At 61.0% G+C, this 23,208-nt stretch carries 23 protein-coding genes and 1 pseudogene; 17 read left to right on the forward strand and 7 right to left on the reverse strand.

Translation table 11 applies throughout. The features are described 5' to 3' along the window. Positions 1–86 precede the first annotated feature (86 nt). Positions 87–347 (forward strand): glycine zipper family protein, encoded by a 261-nt coding sequence (locus ACSQ9D_RS14170; protein ID WP_024316101.1) that lies wholly within the window; start codon positions 87–89, stop codon positions 345–347. A gap of 64 nt (positions 348–411) precedes the next feature. On the opposite strand, the gene ACSQ9D_RS14175 is transcribed toward ACSQ9D_RS14170, so the two are convergent. Both ACSQ9D_RS14175 and ACSQ9D_RS14180 read right to left on the reverse strand, forming a co-directional pair. Further along, on the reverse strand, positions 412–1,134 hold the full coding sequence (locus ACSQ9D_RS14175) for a 3-keto-5-aminohexanoate cleavage protein (protein ID WP_436282749.1): 723 nt from the start codon (positions 1,132–1,134) through the stop codon (positions 412–414). 104 nt (positions 1,135–1,238) lie between these two features. Then, on the reverse strand, positions 1,239–1,997 hold the full coding sequence (locus tag ACSQ9D_RS14180; protein WP_436282750.1) for an adenylate/guanylate cyclase domain-containing protein: 759 nt from the start codon (positions 1,995–1,997) through the stop codon (positions 1,239–1,241). 168 nt (positions 1,998–2,165) lie between these two features. Between ACSQ9D_RS14180 and ACSQ9D_RS14185 the strand changes: the two genes are divergently transcribed. From ACSQ9D_RS14185 to ACSQ9D_RS14205, 5 genes are all read left to right on the forward strand, one after another. Beyond that, positions 2,166–2,444 (forward strand): hypothetical protein, encoded by a 279-nt coding sequence (locus ACSQ9D_RS14185; RefSeq protein WP_436282751.1) that lies wholly within the window; start codon positions 2,166–2,168, stop codon positions 2,442–2,444. Positions 2,445–2,551: 107 nt separating this feature from the next. Further along, on the forward strand, positions 2,552–3,172 hold the full coding sequence (locus ACSQ9D_RS14190) for a TetR/AcrR family transcriptional regulator (RefSeq protein WP_436282752.1): 621 nt from the start codon (positions 2,552–2,554) through the stop codon (positions 3,170–3,172). Further along, entirely contained in the window at positions 3,169–4,134 is a 966-nt protein-coding gene (locus ACSQ9D_RS14195; protein ID WP_436282753.1) for an HlyD family secretion protein, read from the forward strand. Before ACSQ9D_RS14190 ends, ACSQ9D_RS14195 begins: the two co-directional genes overlap by 4 nt. Further along, positions 4,131–5,081 (forward strand): ABC transporter ATP-binding protein, encoded by a 951-nt coding sequence (locus tag ACSQ9D_RS14200; RefSeq protein WP_436282754.1) that lies wholly within the window; start codon positions 4,131–4,133, stop codon positions 5,079–5,081. The genes ACSQ9D_RS14195 and ACSQ9D_RS14200 overlap by 4 nt, the downstream gene beginning before the upstream one ends. After that, positions 5,078–6,226, forward strand: a complete 1,149-nt coding sequence (locus ACSQ9D_RS14205) for an ABC transporter permease (RefSeq protein ID WP_436282755.1) — start codon at positions 5,078–5,080, stop codon at positions 6,224–6,226. The genes ACSQ9D_RS14200 and ACSQ9D_RS14205 overlap by 4 nt, the downstream gene beginning before the upstream one ends. A 58-nt stretch (positions 6,227–6,284) precedes the next feature. Here ACSQ9D_RS14205 and ACSQ9D_RS14210 read toward each other — a convergent pair whose 3' ends face one another. Together ACSQ9D_RS14210 and ACSQ9D_RS14215 are read right to left on the reverse strand one after the other, a co-directional pair. Beyond that, the gene (locus tag ACSQ9D_RS14210; RefSeq protein ID WP_436282756.1) at positions 6,285–6,917 is read right to left on the reverse strand and encodes a Vgb family protein; all 633 of its coding nucleotides are present in this window, start codon (positions 6,915–6,917) and stop codon (positions 6,285–6,287) included. A gap of 9 nt (positions 6,918–6,926) precedes the next feature. Continuing rightward, a complete protein-coding gene (locus ACSQ9D_RS14215) occupies positions 6,927–8,147 on the reverse strand; it encodes a helix-turn-helix domain-containing protein (protein ID WP_436282757.1) in 1,221 nt (406 codons plus the stop codon). A gap of 122 nt (positions 8,148–8,269) precedes the next feature. Here ACSQ9D_RS14215 and ACSQ9D_RS14220 point away from each other — a divergent pair, with 122 nt between their 5' ends. From ACSQ9D_RS14220 to ACSQ9D_RS14230, 3 genes are all read left to right on the forward strand, one after another. Beyond that, positions 8,270–9,067, forward strand: a complete 798-nt coding sequence (locus ACSQ9D_RS14220; protein ID WP_436282758.1) for a DUF899 domain-containing protein — start codon at positions 8,270–8,272, stop codon at positions 9,065–9,067. A 5-nt stretch (positions 9,068–9,072) separates the two neighbouring features. Then, positions 9,073–9,354 carry a hypothetical protein gene (locus ACSQ9D_RS14225; RefSeq protein ID WP_436282759.1) on the forward strand — a complete coding sequence of 94 codons (282 nt, stop codon included), beginning with the start codon at positions 9,073–9,075 and terminating at the stop codon, positions 9,352–9,354. 145 nt (positions 9,355–9,499) lie between these two features. Beyond that, positions 9,500–10,378, forward strand: a complete 879-nt coding sequence (locus tag ACSQ9D_RS14230) for an aldo/keto reductase (protein ID WP_436282760.1) — start codon at positions 9,500–9,502, stop codon at positions 10,376–10,378. A gap of 49 nt (positions 10,379–10,427) precedes the next feature. Here the strand turns inward: ACSQ9D_RS14230 and ACSQ9D_RS14235 are convergent, their stop codons facing one another. Continuing rightward, on the reverse strand, positions 10,428–11,312 hold the full coding sequence (locus tag ACSQ9D_RS14235; RefSeq protein WP_436282761.1) for a LysR family transcriptional regulator: 885 nt from the start codon (positions 11,310–11,312) through the stop codon (positions 10,428–10,430). A 99-nt stretch (positions 11,313–11,411) separates the two neighbouring features. Here ACSQ9D_RS14235 and ACSQ9D_RS14240 point away from each other — a divergent pair, with 99 nt between their 5' ends. From ACSQ9D_RS14240 to ACSQ9D_RS14250, 3 genes and pseudogenes are all read left to right on the forward strand, one after another. Beyond that, positions 11,412–12,158, forward strand: a complete 747-nt coding sequence (locus ACSQ9D_RS14240) for a sulfite exporter TauE/SafE family protein (protein WP_436282762.1) — start codon at positions 11,412–11,414, stop codon at positions 12,156–12,158. Positions 12,159–12,321: 163 nt separating this feature from the next. After that, on the forward strand, positions 12,322–13,779 hold the full coding sequence (locus tag ACSQ9D_RS14245; protein WP_436282763.1) for a CHAD domain-containing protein: 1,458 nt from the start codon (positions 12,322–12,324) through the stop codon (positions 13,777–13,779). Between the two features lie 129 nt (positions 13,780–13,908). Next, positions 13,909–14,215 (forward strand): annotated as a pseudogene (locus ACSQ9D_RS14250) (hypothetical protein); the annotation flags it as partial. 61 nt (positions 14,216–14,276) lie between these two features. Here ACSQ9D_RS14250 and ACSQ9D_RS14255 read toward each other — a convergent pair. After that, on the reverse strand, positions 14,277–14,981 hold the full coding sequence (locus tag ACSQ9D_RS14255; RefSeq protein ID WP_436282764.1) for an SDR family oxidoreductase: 705 nt from the start codon (positions 14,979–14,981) through the stop codon (positions 14,277–14,279). A 126-nt stretch (positions 14,982–15,107) separates the two neighbouring features. On the opposite strand from ACSQ9D_RS14255, the gene ACSQ9D_RS14260 reads away from it, so the two are divergent. Both ACSQ9D_RS14260 and ACSQ9D_RS14265 read left to right on the forward strand, forming a co-directional pair. Next, a complete protein-coding gene (locus ACSQ9D_RS14260; RefSeq protein WP_436282765.1) occupies positions 15,108–15,998 on the forward strand; it encodes a LysR substrate-binding domain-containing protein in 891 nt (296 codons plus the stop codon). 333 nt (positions 15,999–16,331) lie between these two features. Then, positions 16,332–16,691 carry an RT0821/Lpp0805 family surface protein gene (locus ACSQ9D_RS14265; protein ID WP_037120949.1) on the forward strand — a complete coding sequence of 120 codons (360 nt, stop codon included), beginning with the start codon at positions 16,332–16,334 and terminating at the stop codon, positions 16,689–16,691. Between the two features lie 508 nt (positions 16,692–17,199). Here ACSQ9D_RS14265 and katG read toward each other — a convergent pair. Next, positions 17,200–19,380, reverse strand: a complete 2,181-nt coding sequence (katG, locus tag ACSQ9D_RS14270) for a catalase/peroxidase HPI (protein WP_436282766.1) — start codon at positions 19,378–19,380, stop codon at positions 17,200–17,202. A 500-nt stretch (positions 19,381–19,880) separates the two neighbouring features. Between katG and ACSQ9D_RS14275 the strand changes: the two genes are divergently transcribed. From ACSQ9D_RS14275 to ACSQ9D_RS14285, 3 genes are read left to right on the forward strand one after another with little or no spacing between them, the layout of a single operon-like run. Then, positions 19,881–20,612 (forward strand): FadR/GntR family transcriptional regulator, encoded by a 732-nt coding sequence (locus tag ACSQ9D_RS14275; RefSeq protein ID WP_436282767.1) that lies wholly within the window; start codon positions 19,881–19,883, stop codon positions 20,610–20,612. Beyond that, entirely contained in the window at positions 20,609–22,192 is a 1,584-nt protein-coding gene (locus tag ACSQ9D_RS14280; protein WP_436282768.1) for an ABC transporter substrate-binding protein, read from the forward strand. Before ACSQ9D_RS14275 ends, ACSQ9D_RS14280 begins: the two co-directional genes overlap by 4 nt. 56 nt (positions 22,193–22,248) lie before the next feature. Next, positions 22,249–23,208 carry an ABC transporter permease gene (locus tag ACSQ9D_RS14285; protein WP_436282769.1) on the forward strand — a complete coding sequence of 320 codons (960 nt, stop codon included), beginning with the start codon at positions 22,249–22,251 and terminating at the stop codon, positions 23,206–23,208.

Genomic DNA, 23,208 nt, shown 5'->3' on the forward strand with positions numbered 1-23,208 from the left:
GGCGGCGAATTAAAGCTGCGATTGTCTTTTCCGAAATGCCTCTATCTACCCCCGCGCGAACGACTTAAAGCAGGAAGGAAAGCGAGATGAAACGCCTATCGATTTTGCTTCTTCTGGCAGGAGTGACGATTGCCGGATGCACCCCGACCGAGCAGGGCGCGGGAATTGGTGCGGCCTCGGGCGCGGTCATTGGCGGTGTGGCGACCGGCAATGTGCGCGGTGCCGCCGTGGGTGCCGCCATAGGTGGCGTCGCTGGCGCCGTCATCGGCAACGTCGCCGGGCAGCCTGGTCAGTGCTACTACCGGGATCGTTACGGCCGGCGATATGTCGCCGCCTGCCCGCGCTGAGCATACTCTAGGGCGCGCCAAACGCGAGGCTGATATTTGGCATGCTCGCTTCCCGGCATTGCGCTCAGCCTTGACCGCGAAAGATCGCGACTGCGGCGGCAACAAGCTCGGCATTGTTCGCCGCGATCGCCCCGTCCGGAAGAAACGTTCCATCTTCGAGGCCGACGCGCGTGGAATAACCCTGCTCTTTGGCCAATTGCACGAATGGCCAAACGGTGGCGTCGAAACCATGCATCAGGATGGGCCGCTGCACATTGGTACGCTGAAGCGTATCGACGATCCCCTTCGCGACATCGAAAGCGACTTGCAGCTCCTGCTCGTTGTCGAGCTCAATGAGGATGCGGAAAACACGCTCATGTGCTTCAAGGCGAATGTATCGTTCCGCATCCGCGACTGATGCCAGCCCAACTTCGATTCCAATTCCCTTTTCGCGGAGTAATGTCATGACGGCCGGGGCGTTGCTTTCCGAAAGGTTCACTGACGCATGATCGGGCAAGACACTCCACTGACGAATGGCCTCCAGGGTTCGGAGCTCGTCACCTTCAATCCAGGCACCGGTTGAGACTCCCACGAGAGTGCCCGGGCACGTGCGTCGAACCGCATCGATCGTCTCATCGACGGCTACAAGCCTTTCTTTTCCGTCAGCAGCACGAGGGTGAATATGGAGTTCCGCAGCGCCGGCAGCGACGACAGCAGCAGCGTCCCTTGCGATTGCCTCAGGCGTCCGAGGCAATCGCGGATGGTAATCGGTTGGCCGCGCGCCATTGATGCAGGCTTGAACGATCACAGCGGGTGTTTCCTTATTACCCCGTCGCAGTTGACATCATGCTGCCGGTTTTGGTGGCTGATACCGACAGTGTCTTCACACCGGCCAAAAGACCATGCTCAAAATCACGTCTTCAGCAGCACCCGCGCCTGCACCGGTTGCTGTATACCCTTGAGCAAGAGCAGGCGGGCCTCGGCCCCCGAGGTAAGATGCGCAGCCTGAGCGGCGGTCTCCGGCGATATGATGATCTCGTCAGCGCGAGCCTGGGATTCCAGCCGTGCGGCCAAATTAACGGTCCCACCGATCGCGGTAAAATCGCTGCGGAAGCTCGAAAACTCGCCGATCTCGACCTCGCCGCTGTGAATGCCGACACCGACACCGAGCCTGTGATCCGCGTCAAGGCTGTCGAGCGCGGCCGCGCAACGTCGCTGTATGTCCATTGCCGCCATAACCGCTGCGACAGCGTGATCCTTCCTCACGATCGGAAAATTGAAGATCGCCATCAGACCGTCGCCCATTTGCTTGTTGACGATGCCGTCGTGAGCCCAGATCGCCTGCGCACACCGGTCCTGGAACAGGCTGACAATCTCGCTCAATCTGACTGGTTCAATCTGTTCTGAAAGGGCTGTGAACCCTCTGATGTCGGCAAACAGGATGGTGGCGCTGGCAGTGATCTGGCGCTTCTTCTTGACGTAGCGAAACGACCGCTCGCAAATCGTGCAAATGTTCGGGTTCATCTTGCTGCGGGTGACGCCAAATACGCGGAACGGAAGTGCAAGCGCGCCCCGGATCGGAATGGGCACGTGCATTTGATCCCAACACCCGCGGCAAATCTTGGCGTCGCCGTGACTGATCGGGTCTATCGGATGGGAGGCCGTTGTCATGATCCGCGATCCCTCCAGCAGAATGGCCGGCTGTTGCCCGGCTCGAAAGACAAACGTCTAATATTCGCCTGCAATTGGCAACTCTTGGCGGCCATCCTTTAGGTTGATGCTCACCCTGACGTCATCACGCCCGAGCACCCCGCGCACGCGATGGTGCTTGGAAACCTGATGGGCGAAGGCGATCCGGAATTCACGGCGAGGGTCGCCAAGCCGATCAAGCCTCAGAATGTGAGGTACGCAGGTCTTTATGACATGTCGCCTGTGGAATGGCAGATCGTCGAAAGGCTCGGCCTTAAAATGGCGACGCCTTCTCAATTGGCCGAGGACAGTGAGCCTGCTTCGGTGCAGAACAACCGTCGGCTGATGAACGCTTGTGGGGCGAAGCCGCCACCCATTGCAGTCAGCGCCTGCTGGCATTTGCCACGGCGCTATCCACCCCCCTCATAGGATCTACATAACGCCGCTTCAACGCGTACCTCTCGTCTCTTTCCCTTGCAAAAAATTGCACTTTATGTTAATGACTGTCCAGTCAGTCATCTTCTGGTATAGAGAGAATGGCAGAAAAAAAGCGAGAAAGACGAGATCCTTTGCAACGTCGGGCCGAGATCCTGGCCGCCGCCTTTGCCTGTTTTGCAGAGCGCGGTTTCGCCGCGACACGGATGGAGGATGTCGCAGCCCGTGCGGGCATCGCCAAAGGCACGGTCTACCTGCATTTCCCCGACAAGGAGCGATTGTTCATCGAACTCGTGTCCGGCGTTGCCTCGCCGATCCTCGGGGAAGTGGGCGGCATGGTGCAGAAGGAGATGATCCCGGCGCGTACCGCCGTGTCGATGTTCTATGCGCTCTTCAAGCGCGAGGTTTTGGAGACGGAGCGCCGGCACCTGCTGCGGCTGATCCTCGCCGAGGGTCCGATGTTCCCCGTTGTGACCGAATTCTATTACCGCGAGATCATCACCAAAGGCCTCGCGATCGTGCGTGCCCTGCTTGCCCGTGCCGCTGCGCGCGGCGAGCTACGCAATCCCGCCGTGGCCGACGTCCCGCAACTGGTCATGGCGCCGGCCTTGATGTCGATCGTCTGGACGACGCTTTTCGAAGGCTACGAGCATCTCGACACGCAGAAACTCTTCGACACGTTTCTCGACACGCTCTTCGTGCCGGAAGGAGGCGCGATATGAAACGAATCCTCGTCGTCTTTATCGTGGCCGGCGTGGCGCTTGCCGCCCTGCCCTTCCTGTTTTCCGACAAATCCCAGCGCGCCTACCAAGGCTGGATCGAGGCCGACACGCTGTTCATCGGCGCTGAAAACAGCGGCCGCCTGGTCAAGCTCGATGTCGCCGAAGGCCAGGCGATTGCGCCCGGTGCACCGCTCTTCAGCCTGGACTCACAGAGCGAGGAGGCCGCAGTCGGCGCCGCACGCGCTTCGCTGGCCCGCCTGCAGGCTGAACTGGAGCTCGCCGAAGCCAAGCAAAAGCGGCCCGAAGAAATAGACATGCTGCGCGCCAGCGAACGTGAGGCGATCGCCCGGCTTGCCCTTGCCGCACAGGATCTCGATCGCACCCGCGTACTGGTCGAGCGCGGCACCGCAACGAGGGCAAACCTCGACACGGCGACGGCCACCGAAGCCGCCAACCGTGCCGTCCTCGACAATGTCCGCAGCCAGATTACGCTCGCCAACCTGCCGGCCCGCATTGAGACGCTGCGCCAATCGCGAGAGGCTGTTGCAGCCGCAAAGGCCGATCTCGCCTCTGCAGAAGCAGCGTTCACCCGCCGCTTCGTCTCGGCTCCGGCAACAGGCAGCATCGAGACCGTCTATTACCGCACCGGTGAGGTCGTGCCCGCCGGCCGGCCGATCGTGGCCCTGCTGCCGCCAGAGAACATCCGCATCCGCTTCTTCGTGCCTGAAACCGAGATCGCGCTGTTTTCGCTTGGTCAGTCGATCCGCGTCGCCTGTAACGCGTGCCAGCCCACCGATGCGAAGATCAGCTTCATCGCAAAGAACACCGAGTATACGCCACCGGTAATCTACAGCCTCGAAGAGCGTGCCAAACTCGTCTATCGCGTCGAGGCGATCCCCGCCGATCCAAAGGCGTTGCGCCCCGGCCAGCCGGTGGATGTCACTGCGGGAGCCCGTCCATGAGCGACACGGCAATGGCCATCGACGCGCCCGCGGCCGTGATCGACGTCCATCACCTCACCAAGAGTTTCGGCAGCAGAAAGGTAGTCGATGACGTGTCGATGTCGGTCAAGAAGGGCCGCATCCACGGCTTTCTCGGCCCCAACGGTTCCGGCAAGACCACGACGATCCGCATGCTCTGCGGCCTGCTGACGCCAGACAGCGGCGATGGCACCTGCCTTGGCTTCGACATCCTGACCGAGAGCGATCGCATCCGCCGCCGCGTCGGCTACATGACGCAGAAATTCTCGCTCTATCAGGACCTGTCGATCCGGGAGAATCTGGAATTCGTCGCCCGCGTCTACGGCCTGCCTGACGCCCGCGGCAAAGCAAGCGCCGCCATTGAGCGCCTCGGCTTGAAAGGCCGGGAACTGCAGTTGGCAGGAGAGCTCTCGGGCGGCTGGAAGCAGCGCCTTGCGCTCGGTGCCTGCATCCTGCCTGAACCGGCATTGCTCCTCCTCGACGAGCCGACGGCAGGCGTCGATCCCAAGGCCCGCCGGGATTTTTGGAACGAGATTCACGCGCTTGCCGCCGACGGTCTCTCGGTGCTGGTTTCCACCCACTACATGGACGAGGCGGAGCGTTGCCATGAGATCGCCTATATCGCCTATGGCAAACTGTTGGCGCAGGGAACGGTGGACGAAGTCATCGCAAGCACCGGCCTTGTGACGTGGACCGTCTCCGGCGCGCAGGTGCATCGCCTCCAATCCGAACTCGAGAACGAGCCGGGCGTGGACATGATCGCGCCGTTCGGGACGAGCCTGCATGTTGCCGGGCGCGATCCCCAGGCGCTCGAGAAGGCAATCGCGCCTTATCGGGAACGGTCCGATCTCAAGTGGCAAAAGGGCGAGGCAACGCTGGAGGACGCTTTCATCGATCTGATGCGCCGCTCGGAGGACAATTTTCAATGACGACCACAGTGGCAAATGGCAATGGCGGCTCTTTCGGGCGTTTCTGGGCGATGACCGTCAAGGAATTCATCCAGATGACCCGCGACCGCATAACCCTGGCGACAATGGTCGCCTTGCCGATCATGCAGCTGTTCCTGTTCGGCTTTGCGATCAACACGACGCCGCACAACCTGCCGACCGCAGTGCTGATGCGCGAGAATACCGATGTCGGCCGATCCATCTTGGCGGCCCTGGAAAACACGGATTTTTTCGAGATCCGTTCGGTCGTGACCCGCGCCGAGGACATGGATTCGATCCTGCAATCCGGCAGGGCACTGTTCGTGGTGGAAATTCCCGAGGGATTCGAACGCTCGCTTCGCCGCGGCGATACGCCCTCGCTGCTGGTCGCGGCCGACGCCACCGATCCGGTCGCGTCGAGTTCGGCGCTCGGTGCGCTTTCCGGCATCGTGACGGCGGCTCTCGCCAACGACCGCCAGGTCGAATTTTCCGAACCGACCAAGCCTGCCTTTTCCATCGTCCAGCACCGTCGCTATAATCCGGCCGGTTCATCGACCCTGAATATCGTGCCCGGCCTGCTCGGCACGATCCTGACGATGACGCTGCTGATCTTCACGGCGCTCTCGGTCACGCGCGAGGTGGAACGCGGTACGATGGAGAACCTGCTCTCCATGCCGATCAAACCGCTGGAAATCATGCTGGGCAAGATCGCGCCCTATGTGCTGATCGGCCTCGTCCAATCGTTGTTGATCATCGGCGCTGGCCTGCTTGTCTTCCACGTCCCGATCCTCGGTGGTCCGGCCTCGCTCGCGGCAGCGACCACGCTCTTCGTCGTCACCAACCTCTCGATCGGCTACACTTTCTCGACGATCGCGGCCAATCAGTTGCAGGCCATGCAGATGGCGATGATGTTCTTCCTGCCGAATATCCTGCTGTCGGGCTTCATGTTCCCGTTCGCCGGCATGCCGAAATGGGCGCAATGGATCGGTGAGGCCCTGCCGCTGACCCACTATATCAGGATCGTCCGGGCGATCATGCTGAAGGGCGCCACCATCCAGACGCTTGCCTATGACACGATCGCCCTCGCCTGCCTGATGGCCGTTGCCATGCTCATCGCCGTCCGCCGCTTCCGCAGGACATTGGATTAGTCGTAGGGTGACGTCCGCGGTGCGGATGCCTACGCCGTATACACAACGGGCTGCCTGGCTATCTGGGCCGGCGAACGGCCCGGACCTTGCCGCTTGTTCCCCCGCCACAAAAGAGGCGATCTGCGCCATCGGACTCGAGCCCCGATATGCTCAGGCCAGGCGGCATGTCGATGCGTTCCAACACTCGCCCGCTCTCAGGTTCAACGCGCCTGATATCGCTTTCATCGCCTTCCCAAGTGGCGTGCCAGAGTTCGCCATCGACCCAGGTCACGCCAGTAACGAAGCGGCTGGACTCGATGCTGCGAAGAAGCGCGCCGGTTTCCGGATCGATCTGATGGATCTTTCGGCCGCGGTAGTCTCCGACCCAGAGCGTTCCTTCAGCCCAGGCAAGCCCGGAATCACCGCCATTGCCGGGGGCCGGGATCGTCGATAGCACCTCGCCGGTCTTCGGATCGATCTTCTGGATCCGATCTTCCGCAAGCTGGAAAAGATGGCGTCCATCGAAAGCCGTTCCGGCGTGTGCGGCAACGTCTATCGAGTGCACAACCTCGCCGACCTCGGGATCGAAGGCATTGAGCTTGTCGCCGGACGCAAACCAGACATGCCGGCCGTCATAGGTGACGCCGGCTACACGGTCCGCGTTCGGAAAGGGGCCATATTCACGAAGGATTTCAGCTTTGCTGTGTTTCATGGGCTTATCCTAGTCGTTCGGCAGTGGACCTGGGAGTAACAAAGTTGACGGGAAACCCGGCAGCGACGGTATCGTCCACCGGCGCGCCGGCCCGCGTCCGAAGGATTGCACCTTGCCCGTTGCCGCCAGTGCGTCAAGCGCCCGTTGCACTGTGCGTGGGCTTGCACCGATCGCGATCGCCAGCGCCGAACTAGACCAGGCCTCCCCATCGGCCAAAAATGCGAGAACCTCACCGTGCTGCTCTTCGACGGGCGGGGCCAGGATGATCACCTCAGCGGCGCGACGCGGTGCAAGCACAAACCCGTCCCTCGTCGCTCTGATGTCCGCTATCCGGTGAAGCTCACCGCGCAGCCGCCCGACTTCGACACGCAGCCTGACGCGATGCGATTCATCGGCGTCCTTTGCCCTGAATGCGCGGGCAACGAGGGCGTTCCGCGATACGTCTGTCGGCCAGCTTTCGGCGAGCGCACGCGCCAGCGCGAACAACACCGGGCGCGTCGTCAGCGAAACAACCGCGTCCCCATCGCGCACGACATAACGACATGCATCGACCACGAGCGCCCCTGAGGCCAGCACCGCCTCGACCTCCTCCAGCAGCAAGAACCGCTCCTCGCCACGCCTGATCAGTCGTGCCGCCGGCGTTTTCATGACCTCGCAGGCCCCTTCGACCTCCGCACGAAGAGCGGCAATGCCCGCCTCGCGCGCAGCATTTTCTGCCCGGCGCAGCGCCGCGCGCGCAACGCCTGTCTGGAGACGGCGGATAGCAATCCCCGCGACGACGAGTTCGTACGCCGTCAGCAAGGGGGGCGGGAGCGGCGCCGGATCCACCCCGGCGAGCAGGCGTTCGGCCTCGTCGAGATGGCCGATGAGAAGCAGCCGCCGGGCTTCGAGATGCCGTGCATGTGCGGCGTTCAGACGGTCATCGTGCGCTTCGAGCACCTCCCGCGCGGCGGTAAGTGTCTTGGCCGGCCAGGTTAGATCACGCGAGACCAGTGCGATTTCCGCTTCGGCGACGAGGCAGCGCGCCCGCGCCACGGGTTCTTTTGGCCCGAACGCACGGGCAGCCGTCTTCAGCAAGGCCTTCGCCCGGACGAGATCGCCAAGCTGCGCCATCGCGATGCCACGAAGCGCGAGCGCAGGCGCATCGTTGCGCAGCGCGACCCTCTTTAAGGCACCAAGAAGATCCCCGGTCGCGAGCAGCCTCGCCGCAGCGATGATCATCGAGTCCATAAAAATCCCGTCAAACTTGTAACTCCCACCATCTCCCACTCCGGCTCTAGTCTGCTCACGACCACCAAGCAGCCGCAAGTGGCGGCAATGCTAAGCCAACAGACAGCAAAAGGAGAAGTATGATGACGATGCACATCACGGGTACACGCGAAGAATGGCTTGCGGCGCGGCTCGACCTGCTCGCAGAGGAGAAGGAACTGACACGACGCAGCGACATGCTGGCGCAACGTCGCCAGGAGCTGCCGTGGGTGCGGATCGACAAGGAATACCGGTTCGACACCGCCAATGGCAGCGCTTCGCTGATCGATCTCTTCAAGGGCCGTTCGCAGCTGCTCATCTACCACTTCATGTTCGGACCTGACTATACGGCCGGATGCCCCTCTTGCTCGTCGATCGCAGACGGTTTCAACGGCGTTGCCGTCCATCTCGAAAACCATGACGTCGCCTTCACCGCCGTTTCCCGCGCACCGTTTGCCAAGCTGCAGGCTTTCAAGCGACGGATGGGATGGAGCTTCGACTGGGCATCCTCTTTCGGCAGCGATTTCAACCTCGACTTCAGCGTCTTGTTCAGCGAGCAGCAGCAGCGCGATGGCGGGATAGAGTATAACTATCGCCGTGAGCCACCGGCACGCGTGCCGTCACAAGGCCAGACCGTGCAGGAATGGAAACTGCGCGGCAGCGAGAGCCCAGTCGCCCAGATCGCCGCAATGACCGGGACGGATGTCGCGACGTATACACGCGACCGCCCGGGTGTCAGCGCCTTCGTGCTCGAGGACGGCGTGGTCTACCACACCTACTCAAGCTATGCCCGCGGCCTGGACGGCATTTGGGGCGTGTATCAATGGCTCGACCGCGCGCCCCGAGGCCGCAACGAGCAGGGTATCTGGTGGCGGCTGCATGACGAATACGGCCAGGGATGACGCTCATGCTTTCCCTCGACCAGACAAGGCACAGCGCATCCGTCGAGACGCCGACCGGCATAATAGCAGGCGTCGCCGATTGGCTGCGCCTGGCAGCGGCGCCAACCTTCGCCATCATGGCGATTGTCACTTTGGCAAGCGGCGGAGCAGATATGATCTGCTCCGCAATGCAGGACGTTTTTCCAGTGGATGGCATGACGACGATGTACCTGCTGATGTGCCTCTTCCACCTGCCGGCGTGGCTGCGCCTGATTTCCGGACGTGCAGCCGGTTCCGGGCGGCCCTGATGCGCGCAGAACCGGAACTGCCGCTACCGGCTAGCTGCGCATGGCAATGGCGCATTGCGCCGAGTGACTTGCATTGCTCCGTGCCCGCTCCACCTTAAGCCCCGAGTAAAGCCACCCAACCAGACAGGCAATCGGGAGAAGGTCAGTGCCAGACAGTTCCACGATCTCAGCGGCCGCATCGGGACAATTTTCGATCGGCACCATCACCATCAATCGTCTCGGCTTCGGCGCGATGCGTATTACGGGACCCGGTATCTGGGGGCCGCCTGCAGACAAGGCCGGAGCGTTGGCAACCCTGCGTCGCCTGCCCGAGGTCGCCGTCAATTTCATTGACACGGCCGATTCCTACGGCCCCGATGTGTCCGAAGAGCTGATCAGCGAAGCGTTGCATCCTTATAAGGGGCTGTTGATTGCGACCAAGGCCGGGCTGACCCGCGAGGGGCCGGACCGGTGGACGCCGAAGGGGCGGCCGGAATATCTTCTCGACCGAGCGAAAGGCAGCCTCAAGAAGCTTCGCATCGAGCGGATCGACTTGTGGCAACTGCACCGCATAGATGCGGCGGTCCCTCGCGAAGAGCAGTTTGGGGCGGTAAAGATGCTGCTGGATCAGGGCCTCATTGCCCATGCCGGCCTCAGCGAAGTGTCGGTTGAAGACATAAAAGCCGCCCGAAAGGTATTTCCCGTGGCGACGGTTCAGAATCGCTACAACCTCGTGGACCGCGGCAGCGAGGATGTGCTGGACTACTGCGAGCGCGAGGGCATCGGCTTCATTCCATGGTACCCGCTGGCGGCAGGCGAGCTTGCCCGTCCTGGCTCCATTCTTGACATGCTGGCCAAGAAGTATGGCGCGACGCCAGGCCAGATTGCTTTGGCGTGGGTGCTCAAGCGCAGCCCCGTGATGTTGCCCATTCCGGGAACCTCCAAGGTGAAGCATCTCGAGGAAAATGTGGCGGCCGCTAGCATCGTTCTCGATGAAGGGGACTTTGTAGCCCTGGATAAAGCGGCTCGCGAATCGGGCTCCTAACGCAGACGCGAACCCGAACGACTTGTCCAACTGGGGCAAGTGCTCTCAGTCAGGCGTTGAGGGCCAGATGATCGAAGAGATGCCGCGCCTGGTTCGTCAGCCAATCCGGCGACTGGCAGCATAGCACCAGTCGCCGGGTGGCCCACGCGTCGGCAATGCGCACTTTAGATAGTGCATGCGACCTCCGAAAGCGCCTTGCGGCCGTGGCGGGAATAATGGCAATGCCTGCCCCGTTGGAAACAAGACGGCAGATGCCCTCAAAGCTTCGCACCCGGACGCGCATCTTCAGCTTTCTGCCCAGTCGCATGGCCTGATCTTCGATATGACTTTGCAGCGCTCCGTCCATAAGGCCTATGAAGTCCTCGTCCAGGACTTCCCGGAAGGCGATGTTGGCTTGTCGCGCAAAGCTCCACTGCTTGCCAGCAACGATCACCAGTCTGTCCGTGGCGAAATGGCGAAGGTGCAGGTCGCCGGTTTCCACGGCATCGGATAGGATGCCAACCTCTGCGTGGCCGGCCGGTATCGCCCGCGCGATCTCAGCACTCTGTCGCTCCTTCAAATCGAGATCGATCGTCGGATGCATGGCCATCCAGGATGCAAGCCGTGCCGGAAGAAACTCCATTATCGCGGCGGTATTGGCGAGTACCTGGATCGTTGCCCGCAATCCTTTGGCATGTTCGCTCAACTCGCCGCGCATGCGTGCCATCTGGCGCTCGATCAGCCGCGCGTGGTGAGCCAAGGCCTCGCCCGCTTGTGTCAGCGACACGCCTCTGCGGCCGCGTTCCAGGAGTGTCACATCGCCGACGGCCTCCATCGCCCGCAAGCGCTCACTGGCGGCCGCAAGCGACAGGCCGACCTCGGCCGCACCACGCGTGATATTGCCCGCCTCGGCAACGGCAAGAAAGAGGCGGAGATCAGCAAGGTCAAAGCGCATACCGGAAGATTACACCGGAATCAGCCTTCGGACCAGCCGAAGCCTGGGTTCCGACAATCCGCATTGTGCGCGACGGCAGATCCGCTATTCCCCGAGCACATGGAAACAACGCTTGCCCTCCTCGCGCTCATCGCCGTGATCTTCTTCGTTGCCGGGATCGTCAAGGGCATCACCGGCATGGGTTTACCCACCGTGGCGATGGGCTTGCTGGGCTCGCTCGTTTCTCCTCTTGCTGCGGCCGCTTTGCTGGTGATGCCCTCGCTGATAACCAATCTCTGGCAGTTGGTGGCAGGACCGAGCTTCGTTCCGGTAACGCTGCGACTTTGGCCAATGATGCTCGCAATCACCGTGGCGACGATCGCTGGCACCGCCTTCATCGCCAACGGACGCAGCAGTGGGCCGACCGCCGCACTCGGCGCAGTGCTCATGTTGTATGCGATCTATACGCTCCTCGCCCGGCCACTCAGCGTCTCAGCGCGGCTGGAACGGTGGCTTTCTCCGGCAATCGGCCTTGTGACGGGCATGATCACCGGCGCGACCGGCATTTTCGTCGTCCCAGCGGTCCCTTATCTGCAATCGCTCGGCCTATCCCGGGACGATCTCATACAGGCCTTAGGTCTGTCTTTCACCGTCTCGACGATTGCACTTGCCGGCGGACTTGCGTGGCACGGAGAATATCACGCGAGCGCTCTGATGACGTCCGCGATCGCGATCATTCCCGCACTTGCCGGCATGGCCGCCGGACAAGCCATACGCGCAAGGATTGATCCTGGCACGTTCCGAAAATGGTTCCTCATCTGCCTGTTTGCGCTGGGGCTGGAAATGCTGCTCCGGGCGTTCCTGTAAGATCGTAAGGGTCGGAGACGCGCTTTTCGGGTGGCATATCGGTTCGATTGCGCCGCCGCTCAAGTTTTTGTCATCAGGACGTTTTGTCCGGCTGGCATCGCTCTATCTCTCTTCGAAAGAATTGCATCCACCGATCACCCTGCGACCGAGCGGAGACCGCCATTTGGCAACGGAAACGGAACTGAAGCTTGAACTGAGCGCCGACGCAGTTGACACGCTGCTGGGATCCGGCTTGCTGGGCGAGCCGATCTCTGTGGATCCCTTGACCTCGATCTATTTTGACACCGCCGACCACCAGGTATGGGAGGGCGGCTACTCTCTGCGAATCCGTACGGTTGGCGAAGCGCATGTCCAAACGGTAAAGACGAAGGGCTCGAACAATGCCATCTTTGCGCGCTCTGAGTGGGAAGCGCCGGTAACAGGCAACACACCTGTGATCGACTACACGACCCCGTTGAAGGCGGAACTTGATATCGACGGCACCGCCTCCGTTGCGCAGTTCTCTACATCAGTAAAACGGCATCGGTGGAACGTCGATCAGGACGGGAGCAGGATTGAAGCTGCCTTGGACATGGGCTTGATCGTCGCCGGCGACCGCCAGATGCAGATACGGGAATTGGAACTGGAGCTGAAGGACGGCAGTCCAAATGCCCTGTTCATCCTTGCCCGAAGAATCGAGGCGCTCGTTCCGATCCGTTTTGGCGTCGTTTCAAAAGCGGAGAGAGGATACCGTCTGCTCGGCGAGCAGGAAACGGCCTGCAAGGCGGAGCCCGTGCACCTCGATCGCGATCTGCGGGTTTCTGGTTCGTTCCAAGTCATCGCTGAGGCATGTTTCCGGCAATTCCGGCTGAACGAATCGATCCTCATGGATCGCGCAAACCCGTCGGCACTCCATCAGGCCCGCGTTGCACTCAGACGGCTGCGGTCCGCCTTCTCGCTCTACAAGATGATCCTGGTTGATGCCGAATCCCATCGGCTCAAGGGCGAGCTGAGGTGGCTGACCGGTATTCTCGGAACGGCGCGCAACATTGATGTCATGATTGCCAGGGTCGGAAGCAGCGACATCAGAAGCCGCCTGCTTGAAGCGCGCGACAGCGCCTATGAGGAGGTGCTGAATGCGCTTTACGGCTCGCGCGCCAAAGCCCTTATGCTTGACCTTAACGAATGGCTCCACTGCGGCGAGTATCTTACGCTGCCCGAAACGGCTGAGATCCGCAGCGGACCGGTGGTCGATTTCGCAATCGAGGTTCTCGACCGTCAACGCAAGACGCTGAAAAAGCGGGGCAAGTCTCTGGTGGAGGCTGACGACGAGCACCGGCACGAAGCGCGAAAGGCCGCGAAGAAGCTCAGATACGCAAGCGAATTCCTAAGCTCGTTGTTCGCCAGCAAGCAGGCAGAGCGACGGTACGGCAAGTTCATCACGTCGATGGAACAACTGCAGGACGAACTCGGCCTCCTGAACGACATGGCAATGGCGCCGACAGTCGTTCACGACTTGGGGCTGGATTCACATCCCGACGCTCAATCCCTGATCGTCGTCGGCAACCGCGAAAAATTGGTCAACGCCGCACAGTCGTCCTTGGATGAGCTGATGGAGCGGAAAAGATTCTGGCGGGGATGAAGCCGACAAGCACGCTGTCATGCAAGCCTCTTCGCTCCAGGCTGAAGCGGCTTGGCGAACTCCGTTTTGGACTCGCGCGATCTGCGAAGCCGAACAACGTCCGACGAGGCCGATGACGAAAACGGGATAGTCGCGCTGAACGGCGGCCTCATCGGAAACCTGTCGCATACCGACACCGCCCAGCTGGGTGGACGGGCTCGTTGGCATCAAGGGTAACTACTTGCTGACTGACAAAGCCTTCCTAACTGGTTCGGCGATGATCGGTGCCGGCGGTGCCGACCTGGACTGGGATGTGCTGGCAGCCGTTGGCTACAAGTTCAACACGGTCAGCGCGGTTGCCGGCTATCGCGCCCTCGGCGTCAACTACAGCAATGACGGCTTCACCTATGACATGATCCAGCACGGCCCGATCATTGGAGCGGTCATCCGTTTCTGATCGACGTTCCGGAGTGCGCCAGTCCACAAAGCGACGCACTCCGCAACCGTCTGCCTCCATGTCACACTGAACGGGTCAGGCCGCCGTCGACGCGAATGTTCTGCCCCGTCATGTAGGCTGCTCCCGATGACGCGAGGAACGCAACGGTCGCGGCAATTTCCTCGCTCGTGCCGTAGCGCTTCATCGGAACGCTGTCGCGGCGCTCCTCGGTTGCCGGAAGACTGTCGATCCAGCCGGGAAGAACGTTGTTCATGCGGATATTCTCGGCCGCATAGGTCTCCGCGAATATCTTGGTGAACGACGCCAGCCCGGCGCGGAAGACGGCCGACGTCGGGAACATCGGACTTGGCTCGAAAGCCCATGCCGTCGAAATGTTGATGATGGATCCGGCCTTCTGCTTCTGCATGTGGGGCGTGACCAGGCGCGTCGGACGGATGACGTTCAGGAGGTAGACCTCCATGCCGCGGTGCCAGTCTTCGTCTGATATGTCGAGGATGGGTGCGCGAGGACCGTGGCCCGCGCTATTTACGAGCACATCAATGCGTCCCCAAGTGGAGATTGCGAGATCAACGAGCTTACGCAGATCGTCGTTTGATTGGTTCGAGCCGGTCACACCGACACCCCCCAATGTCTTGGCAAGTTCTTCGCCCTTCCCCGACGATGACAGGATTGCCACCTTGAACCCATCGGCTGCGAGACGCTTTGCTGCGGCGGCTCCCATTCCGCTGCCGCCGGCCGTAATCACCGCTATCTTTTCTACTGACATTACACTCTCCTATTTTCAGAGGGTCCGCACTGATTGCCGTCTGCAGTCGCATTGAAGCGTGATATCACTACGACATCAGCAATGCGAACCAGTTCCGCTCCCATCAACCAGTAGAAAATCTATCGAATGGCAGAAGGTATCAGGCGTCTTCCCTCCCTCAACGGCCTTCGGGTGTTCGAGGTCGTCACGCGGCACTTGAACTTCCGTCTCGCAGCCGAAGAGATCGGGGTAACGCAGGGCGCAGTGGCGCAGCAGATACGAGGCTTGGAGGCGCAATTGGGCCTGAAGCTGTTCGACAGGCTGCCGCGAACATTGGCGCTGACCGAGGCAGGTCAGAGCTACGTGACCAACGTCCGCCGTGCTTTCGAGCTGATCTCTGACGCGACGGAGACGCTGAAGCCGGAGCCGCTTCACCTGACGATCAGCGTGACGCCAACCTTTGCCTCGAAGTGGCTAATCCCCCGCCTGCCCGACTTCACGGCGGCCCATCCCAACATCGATCTGCGCATCCTGGCGACTGATCGCATTGCCAACTTCCAAACCGACGCAGTGGATCTCGCGGTCCGTTATGGCCGGCTACCCTTCGCATCGGGCCTGAACGCAGAACTTCTCTTCGAGAACCTCCTTGTTGCCGTCGGCAGCCCATTGCTGGTGGAGAAGCTTGGCCCGCCCGGCCAGGATGGCAATTTTGCGCGCTACCCGCTTCTTCACGACGCCCACGATTCCTGGCCGCAGTTTCTGGAATTGGCGTTTCCGGACAATCTGCCGACGACCGCCAAGAACATCCGGTTCAATCAGACGTCGCTGGCGCTCGAGGCCGCGATTGCTGGCCAGGGTCTGGCGCTGACGAGCACGTTCTTCGTCGAGGACGACATAACGTCGGGCCGCCTCCTCCTCGTGTTGCCGATCGAACTCACTGTTGGTTCCGATTTCTACGTCGTCTCGCCACGCAAGCCCCGTCATCCGGCCTCTGTGGCAGCGGTAAGAAGCTGGCTGGCGGACGCCGCAGGCCGGTAACAAGCAGCGACAAACACGCAAAAAGCGTGCAACTGCCCCACCTAAACCGCCTGGTCACCAGACGTCCGACACCGTTCGGGTTGCGTCACAGATCGGCAATCGACGCGTCGTCGAAACGCTTTCATTGGAAGCCCTCTCACAAAGGCGGTGTGCACCGGCACCAGCGTTGAATGCCGACTTGCGGGGAAAAGCATCCAGATTGTGACGGAATGCACAAGCAAAGCATTGGCCTGAACGGAACCGACTGGTGCCGCTGTGATTTCTATAGTAGCCCTCAGTATGCAGTCAGAATTGCATGCTACTGTGCAGAAGAACAATCATCGGGACGTCCAGATGACGCGAACAAACATAGGCGTATTGCAGCTGTCTCTTCTAGCCTTGGTGCTGGCGGGATGCACGAAGGTCGAACCCCTGGAAACCGCCGCCGTCACACAGTCGATCCCGTCCGCCACGAAGACGGATCAGGCGGTTATTGCAGACACAGTCAGCCGCGGCCCCGTCGGAGTAAAGCCCCTTGCCTGGGCCAACCCATCGACCGGAAGTGTTGGCGTGATTGAAGAAATCGGCGTTGATCCTGAAAGTTCATGCCGCGCCTTTGTGACGACCCAGCGCACCCTCGAGGGAGAAACCCGCTTCAAGGGTCTCGCCTGCCCGTCGGGCGACTCTGACTGGAAGCTCGGTCCGGCACGATAACCGCGATACCCGTCCTCGGGCCAAACAGGCGAACCGAGCTGCTGTCGCGATCAAGAGATGCGAGCAGCAAGTTCGCTTTCACGACGTCAAACGAAGTCCATTGCATCGTGCCCTTGGAAAACCCGCACCGGACGATGGTGGTGAACGGATGCTCCAACACGTGCGGCATCTGCCGGAATCTCTCGGATGACCTTGAGCCCACGCTTGCGCATTGTAAAAGCTCCTGGCCGTTTCCCAAACGCGATACTGGGGAGGTCTCTTTGTTCCCTCACAATGGAGCGATCGACAATCGTGAAGGAGACCGTGCTACATCACAGTCGAGTGAAGCCCGCCGCCTTTAAGGGGGCGCGGCCAATCCTGACCACCAGACGCTGCGAAGAAGGCGTATGCCGCCGCTCCATTTTGGAGGTGGCACCGATTCCATCCGCCGTCCCCTCTGGCGAAGTTCCGGCTGAAGAAGGATGCGTGGACGCAGCTGACAAGCCGCGTCCACGCAAGATCTTGCCGATCAGACGAGATCGAAACGATCGGCGTTCATGACCTTGGTCCAGGCTACGACGAAGTCCTTGACGAACTTCTCCTTTGCATCGGACTGGCCATAGACTTCCGCAAGGGCGCGAAGCTGCGAGTGCGAACCGAAGATCAGGTCGACGCGGGTGCCGGTCCACTTGAGTTCGTTCGTCTTGCGGTCGCGTCCCTCGTAGACGCCCTCCTTGCCGGCAACGGGAGACCACTGAGTGCCCATGTCGAGCAAGTTGACGAAGAAGTCGTTCGTCAGCGCCTCGGGACGCGACGTGAAGACGCCGTGCTCGGGCTCGCCCGCCTTCAGCACGCGCAGCCCGCCGACGAGAACCGTCATTTCCGGTGCGGTCAGCGTCAACAGGTGAGCACGGTCGACGAGAGCCTCTTCCGACTTCATGAATTGCCGGCCGCCGACATAGTTGCGGAAACCGTCGGCGCGCGGCTTGAGCGCAGCGAAGGAGGCAACATCGGTCTGCTCCTGCGAGGCATCCGTGCGGCCAGGTGTGAACGGAACGGTGACGTCACGACCGCCGGCCCTTGCCGCCTTCTCGACACCGGCAGCACCGGCAAGAACGATCAGGTCGGCGAGCGAGATCTTCTTAGCCCCAGTCTGGGCAGCGTTGAAGTCGTTCTGGATGCCTTCGAGGACGCCAAGCACCTTGGCGAGCTGCGCCGGCTGGTTGACTTCCCAGTCCTTCTGAGGCGCAAGGCGGATGCGCGCGCCATTGGCGCCGCCGCGCTTGTCGGAACCGCGGAAGCTCGACGCAGAAGCCCAGGCGGTCGAGATGAGCTCCTGCACGGTGAGGCCGGTTGAGAGAACCTTCTCCTTCAGGGCAGCAATGTCCTTGTCGTCGACGAGCTTGTGATCGACGGCCGGGATCACGTCCTGCCAGATCAGGTCTTCTGCCGGGACTTCCGGACCGAGGTAGCGCACCTTCGGCCCCATATCGCGGTGGGTCAATTTGAACCAGGCACGGGCGAAGGCATCGGCAAACTGATCAGGATTTTCGAGGAAGCGGCGCGAGATCTTCTCGTAGGCAGGATCAAACCGCAGCGACAGGTCGGTGGTCAGCATCGTCGGCAGATGCTTCTTCGACGCGTCATAGGCATCCGGAATGGAAGCTTCGGCATCCTTGGCCTTCCACTGCTTGGCGCCGGCCGGGCTCTGTGTCAGTTCCCATTCATGGGCGAACAGGTTCTCGAAGAAGAAATTGCTCCACTTCGTCGGGGTCTGCGTCCAGGTCACTTCCAGGCCGGCAGTGATGGCGTCCTTGCCGACACCGGTACCGAACGTGCTCTTCCAGCCGAGGCCCTGGTCCTCGATCGCGCCGCCTTCCGGCTCGGCACCGATCAGCGATGGATCGCCGGCACCATGCGTCTTGCCGAAGGTATGACCGCCGGCGATCAGCGCCACCGTCTCTTCGTCGTTCATTGCCATGCGCGCAAAGGTTTCGCGGATGTCGTGGGCAGCTGCGACCGGATCGGGATTGCCGTTCGGGCCTTCGGGATTGACGTAGATCAGGCCCATCTGCACGGCGCCAAGCGGCTCCGACAGCTCCCGTTCACCGCTGTAGCGTTCGTCGCCCAGCCAGGTGCCTTCCGGACCCCAGAACAGTTCCTCGGGCTCCCAAACATCCGCACGGCCACCGGCAAAACCGAAGGTCTTGAAGCCCATCGATTCCAAAGCGACGTTGCCGGTGAGGATCAGCAGGTCGGCCCAGGAGATCTTGTTGCCGTATTTCTGCTTGATCGGCCACAGCAGGCGGCGGGCCTTGTCGAGGTTGGCATTGTCAGGCCAGCTGTTGAGAGGAGCGAAACGCTGCTGGCCGGCGCCAGCACCGCCGCGGCCGTCAGTGATGCGGTATGTGCCGGCGCTATGCCAGGCCATGCGAATGAACAGGCCGCCGTAGTGGCCGAAGTCGGCCGGCCACCAGTCCTGCGAATCGGTCATCAGTGCATGAAGGTCCTGCTTCAGCGCATCGAGGTCGAGCGTCTTGAATTCCTCGGCATAGTCGAATGCCTTGCCCAATGGATCGGAAAGACCGGAATGCTGGTGAAGAATCTGAACGTCCAGCCGGTCCGGCCACCAGTCGCGGTTGGATCGACCACGGGGCGTATTACCATGCGCAACGGGACATTTGCCTGCGCTGTCGGGTTTCTGGTCCATAACGTTCTCCTTGATTGCTTCGAATTTTCTGCCGTCCAAAGGGAGCTCTGCCAAACCACCTTGCCGAGCTGCGCCGTTCCCGAATGAGGCTCTGGCTCGAGCCGAAGACACCCGTCGACGCGCATCCTCCCTTTGCTTCTTCATATCGGAAGCGGATCATAATTCTAAGTTGGATTTACTGATCGTTACGATAACCTAAAATTATGACATAAGGGCCTACAGCGCGCGCCCTTTCTGACTTGGATTGCCGGCACCGAGCCATGCCGTCGGTTCTTGGCGTTGGCAAAAACACTGCCAGCCGAGGGCTGTGGCCAAGAGGATTTTGATCCCTCGCTGCCCAGCCGACCGGCGAATTGTCGGCACATGGCCGGCTTCCGGAAGGTGCCCACCACCTATTATCACAAAACTCCCCCGGGCGGTGCGCCTTCACATGTCCATTTGACAGATATCCTACAAGTGGATATGTAGCCTGTATCTGAAACTTTCGCAGCGAGGTTGGCATGCCACTCAAGACCATGAAGCCCTTGACGAGAGCCCCGCTGCTGCATGTTTCCGTGCAGGAGAGCCTGCGCGCTTACATCAACGACAATGGCTTGAAACCGGGTACCCTTCTGCCGGCCGAGAGTGAACTTGCGACGCAACTCGGCGTCAGCCGCAACTCCCTGCGCGAGGGCATCAAGGCGCTCGAATCGCTGGGTGTGCTGGATGCGCGTCGCGGCGTCGGGATCTTCGTCAAAGCGTTCTCGTTTGAGCCGCTGCTCGACAATCTTGCGTACGGTCTCGGCGGCGCGCTTCGCCAGATCGAGGAAGTTATCGAGATTCGCCGGACGCTCGAGGTTGGCCTGATCGGTAAGACCCTTGAGACGATCGGCAAGGACGACATTGCCGAGCTGCGTGCCACCGTCAACCGCATGAAAGCGCATGCCGAACGCGGCGAAGCCTTTGCCGAGGACGACCAGCTGTTTCATCGCCTGCTGTTCCGCTGCCAGCAGAACGAAACACTGAGCCGGCTGATCGACGTGTTCTGGCTCGCTTTCTACAAGGCCTCGGATTTCGTCAATCTCGACAATGTCGATCCGATGGTCACCTGGCGGGATCACGCTGCCATCGTCGACGCCGTCGAGGCCCGGGACCTTAAGGAGGCCCGCCGGCGTCTCGACCACCACTACGAGGGCATCGCCCGCGTTATCGCAAACAACAAGACAAGTTCAAATGTGGGAGGAACGCAATGAAAACTTTGTCTCGACTTTCGGCGATCGCGATCGCTGCGATGATGGCAACAACCGTCGCGTCAGGCTTCACCCGCCCGGCACAAGCCGCAACCCTGTCGGGCGGCTTTGACGTCGGCCCCGGCGGCTTCCAGGGCAATTTCAATCCGCTTGCGGCGACCGCCGGCTTCACCTGGCTCAGCATCTACTTCGAGCCGCTCGTCAGCTATGACGCGAAGCTGCAGAAGACGGTTGGAGTCCTTGCCTCCTCCTATGAGATCAGCCCGGACCAGCTGACCTACACGTTCAAGCTCGCCGACGCGACGTGGCATGACGGCAAGCCATTTACGGCCAAGGACGCCAAGTTCACGATCGGGCTCGCCAAGAACGCCAAGACCGGCTCCGTCCTGGCAGCCCGTCTGACACCGGTATCGGCGGTCGAAGCTCCCGATGAACATACGCTGGTGATCAAGCTCAGCGCACCATCCGCGAGCCTCATCGATACGCTTACCAAGGTGATGATGCTGCCCGAGCATGCGTTGTCGTCAATACCGGCCGACCAGCTCGCCAAGAGCCCGTGGTGGTCGACGTCGCCGATCGGCACTGGTGCCTTCAAGTTCACCAAGTATGTCAACGACCAATATGTCGAGCTCGCCGCCAACACCGGCTACCGGGGCGGTAAACCGGCTCTGGAGAAGATCATCAATCGCTACTTCGCAGATCCGGCGGCCGCGATCGCCGCACTTCGCGCCGGCGAAATTCAATTCACCTATGTCGATTCCAACGATGTCCCGACGTTCAAGGATGACAAGTCCTTCCAGGTGATCGAAGGCAACTCCTTCGTCGTCAATTACCTGGGATTCAACCATCAATCACCGATCTGGAAGGATTTACGTGTCCGTCAGGCCGTGATGCACGCGATCAACCGCGATGCAATCATCCAGAGCCTCTACGCAGGCGCCGCCAGGCCGGCCAACTGCGCCTATGTCGCCGACCAGCTCGTGCCGAGGGATATCGACCCCTATGCCTACGATCCCGAAAAGGCAAAAGCGCTTTTGAAAGAAGCGGGCTGGGATGAGATCAACGGCAGCAAGCCGATCACGCTTTTGACCTACTACACGACGCCATTGGCGACCAACGTGCTCGCTGCCGTTCAGGCAATGCTGGGGCAGGTTGGCATCAATGTCGTGCCGCGCGCAGTCGATGCTCCGACCTATAACAGCATCGTCTTGAAGCCGGATGCCGATATTTCGCAGTTTCAGCTGGTCTATGCCGGTCTGCAAAACGGACCGGATGCCGGCAGCATCAATGTCGGGCTGAATGAAAAGCAGATTCCGCCCGCCGGCCCGAACGTCGTTCGCGCCCGCATGCCCGATCTGAATGCCGCACTCGACGCTGCCCTTGCCGAGCCTGACGCGGCAAAGCGTGACGAACGCTACCAGCAGGTCTGCAAGGTCATGAACAGTCAGCTTCCCTGGGGCACGCTCTGGGTGGCGAACCGCTATGGCGTGGTCTCCACCAAGGTCAAGGATTTCGTCTGGACCCCCGCTCCTGGAGGCGGTCCCTACCAGGCCGATCCGCAACATTGGTCGATCGCTGAATAAGGCCGACCATTGGTACGAGAGGGTGGCGTTCGCCACCCTTTCAGGACGGAGTTGCAATGCTGACATTTGGCCTCCGGCGCCTGGCGATCGGAATAGGCATGCTGCTCGCGTTGAGCGTGCTGATTTTCCTTCTGCTACGCCTCACCCCTGGTGATCCGATCGATGCCTATATCGATCCGAACATTCCGATGTCGCCGGCTGATCTGGCTGAACTGCGCAGCAGGCTCGGCCTCGATCAACCGCTGCCTGTGCAATACCTGGCCTGGCTGCAGCAGGCGTTGACCGGCAATCTCGGCTACTCGATCAAGCGCATGGATCAGCCGGTGCTCGGCCTCGTGCTGTCACGGATCGGTCCCACCATCCTGCTCATGGGAACGGCTCTCGTCATCTCGATTAGTGTTGGCATCGCCACCGGCATCATAAGCGCCGTGCGACGCAATTCGGTCACCGACCTTTCGTTCTCGGTGCTTGCGCTTGCCGGCATTTCAAGCCCGGCTTTTCTCAGTGCGTTGATCGGACTTTACGTCTTTGCCGTACGGCTCAACTGGATGCCATCTGGCGGCATGCTGACCCCCGGCGAGCCATTCTCAATCCTCGATCTGCTGCATCACCTGATCCTGCCTGCCTGCCTGCTTGCAGTCGCCCAGGCAGCGTTGATCATGCGCTACATGCGCGCCTCCCTGCTGGAAGTGCTCAATCAGGACTATGTGCGCACGGCGCGGGCGAAGGGCGTCACCGAATTCTGGGTGATCGTCAAGCACGCCGTGCGCAATGCGCTGCTGCCTGTTGTCACGCTCATCGGTTCGACCATCGGTCTTGCCATAGGCGGCGCCATCTTCATCGAGAGCGTCTTCAATTGGCCGGGCATGGGTCTGCTGCTCGTCGATTCGGTCGAAACCCGTGACTATCCGGTCATCATGGGCGCCACACTCATCATCGGAGCCTGCGTCATCGTGGTGAATCTGCTGACGGACATGACCTATGCGGTGATCGATCCGCGCATCAAGGTGGGCTGA

This window comes from Rhizobium sp. LjRoot258 (genome assembly GCF_964254185.1).
Lineage (GTDB): Bacteria > Pseudomonadota > Alphaproteobacteria > Rhizobiales > Rhizobiaceae > Rhizobium.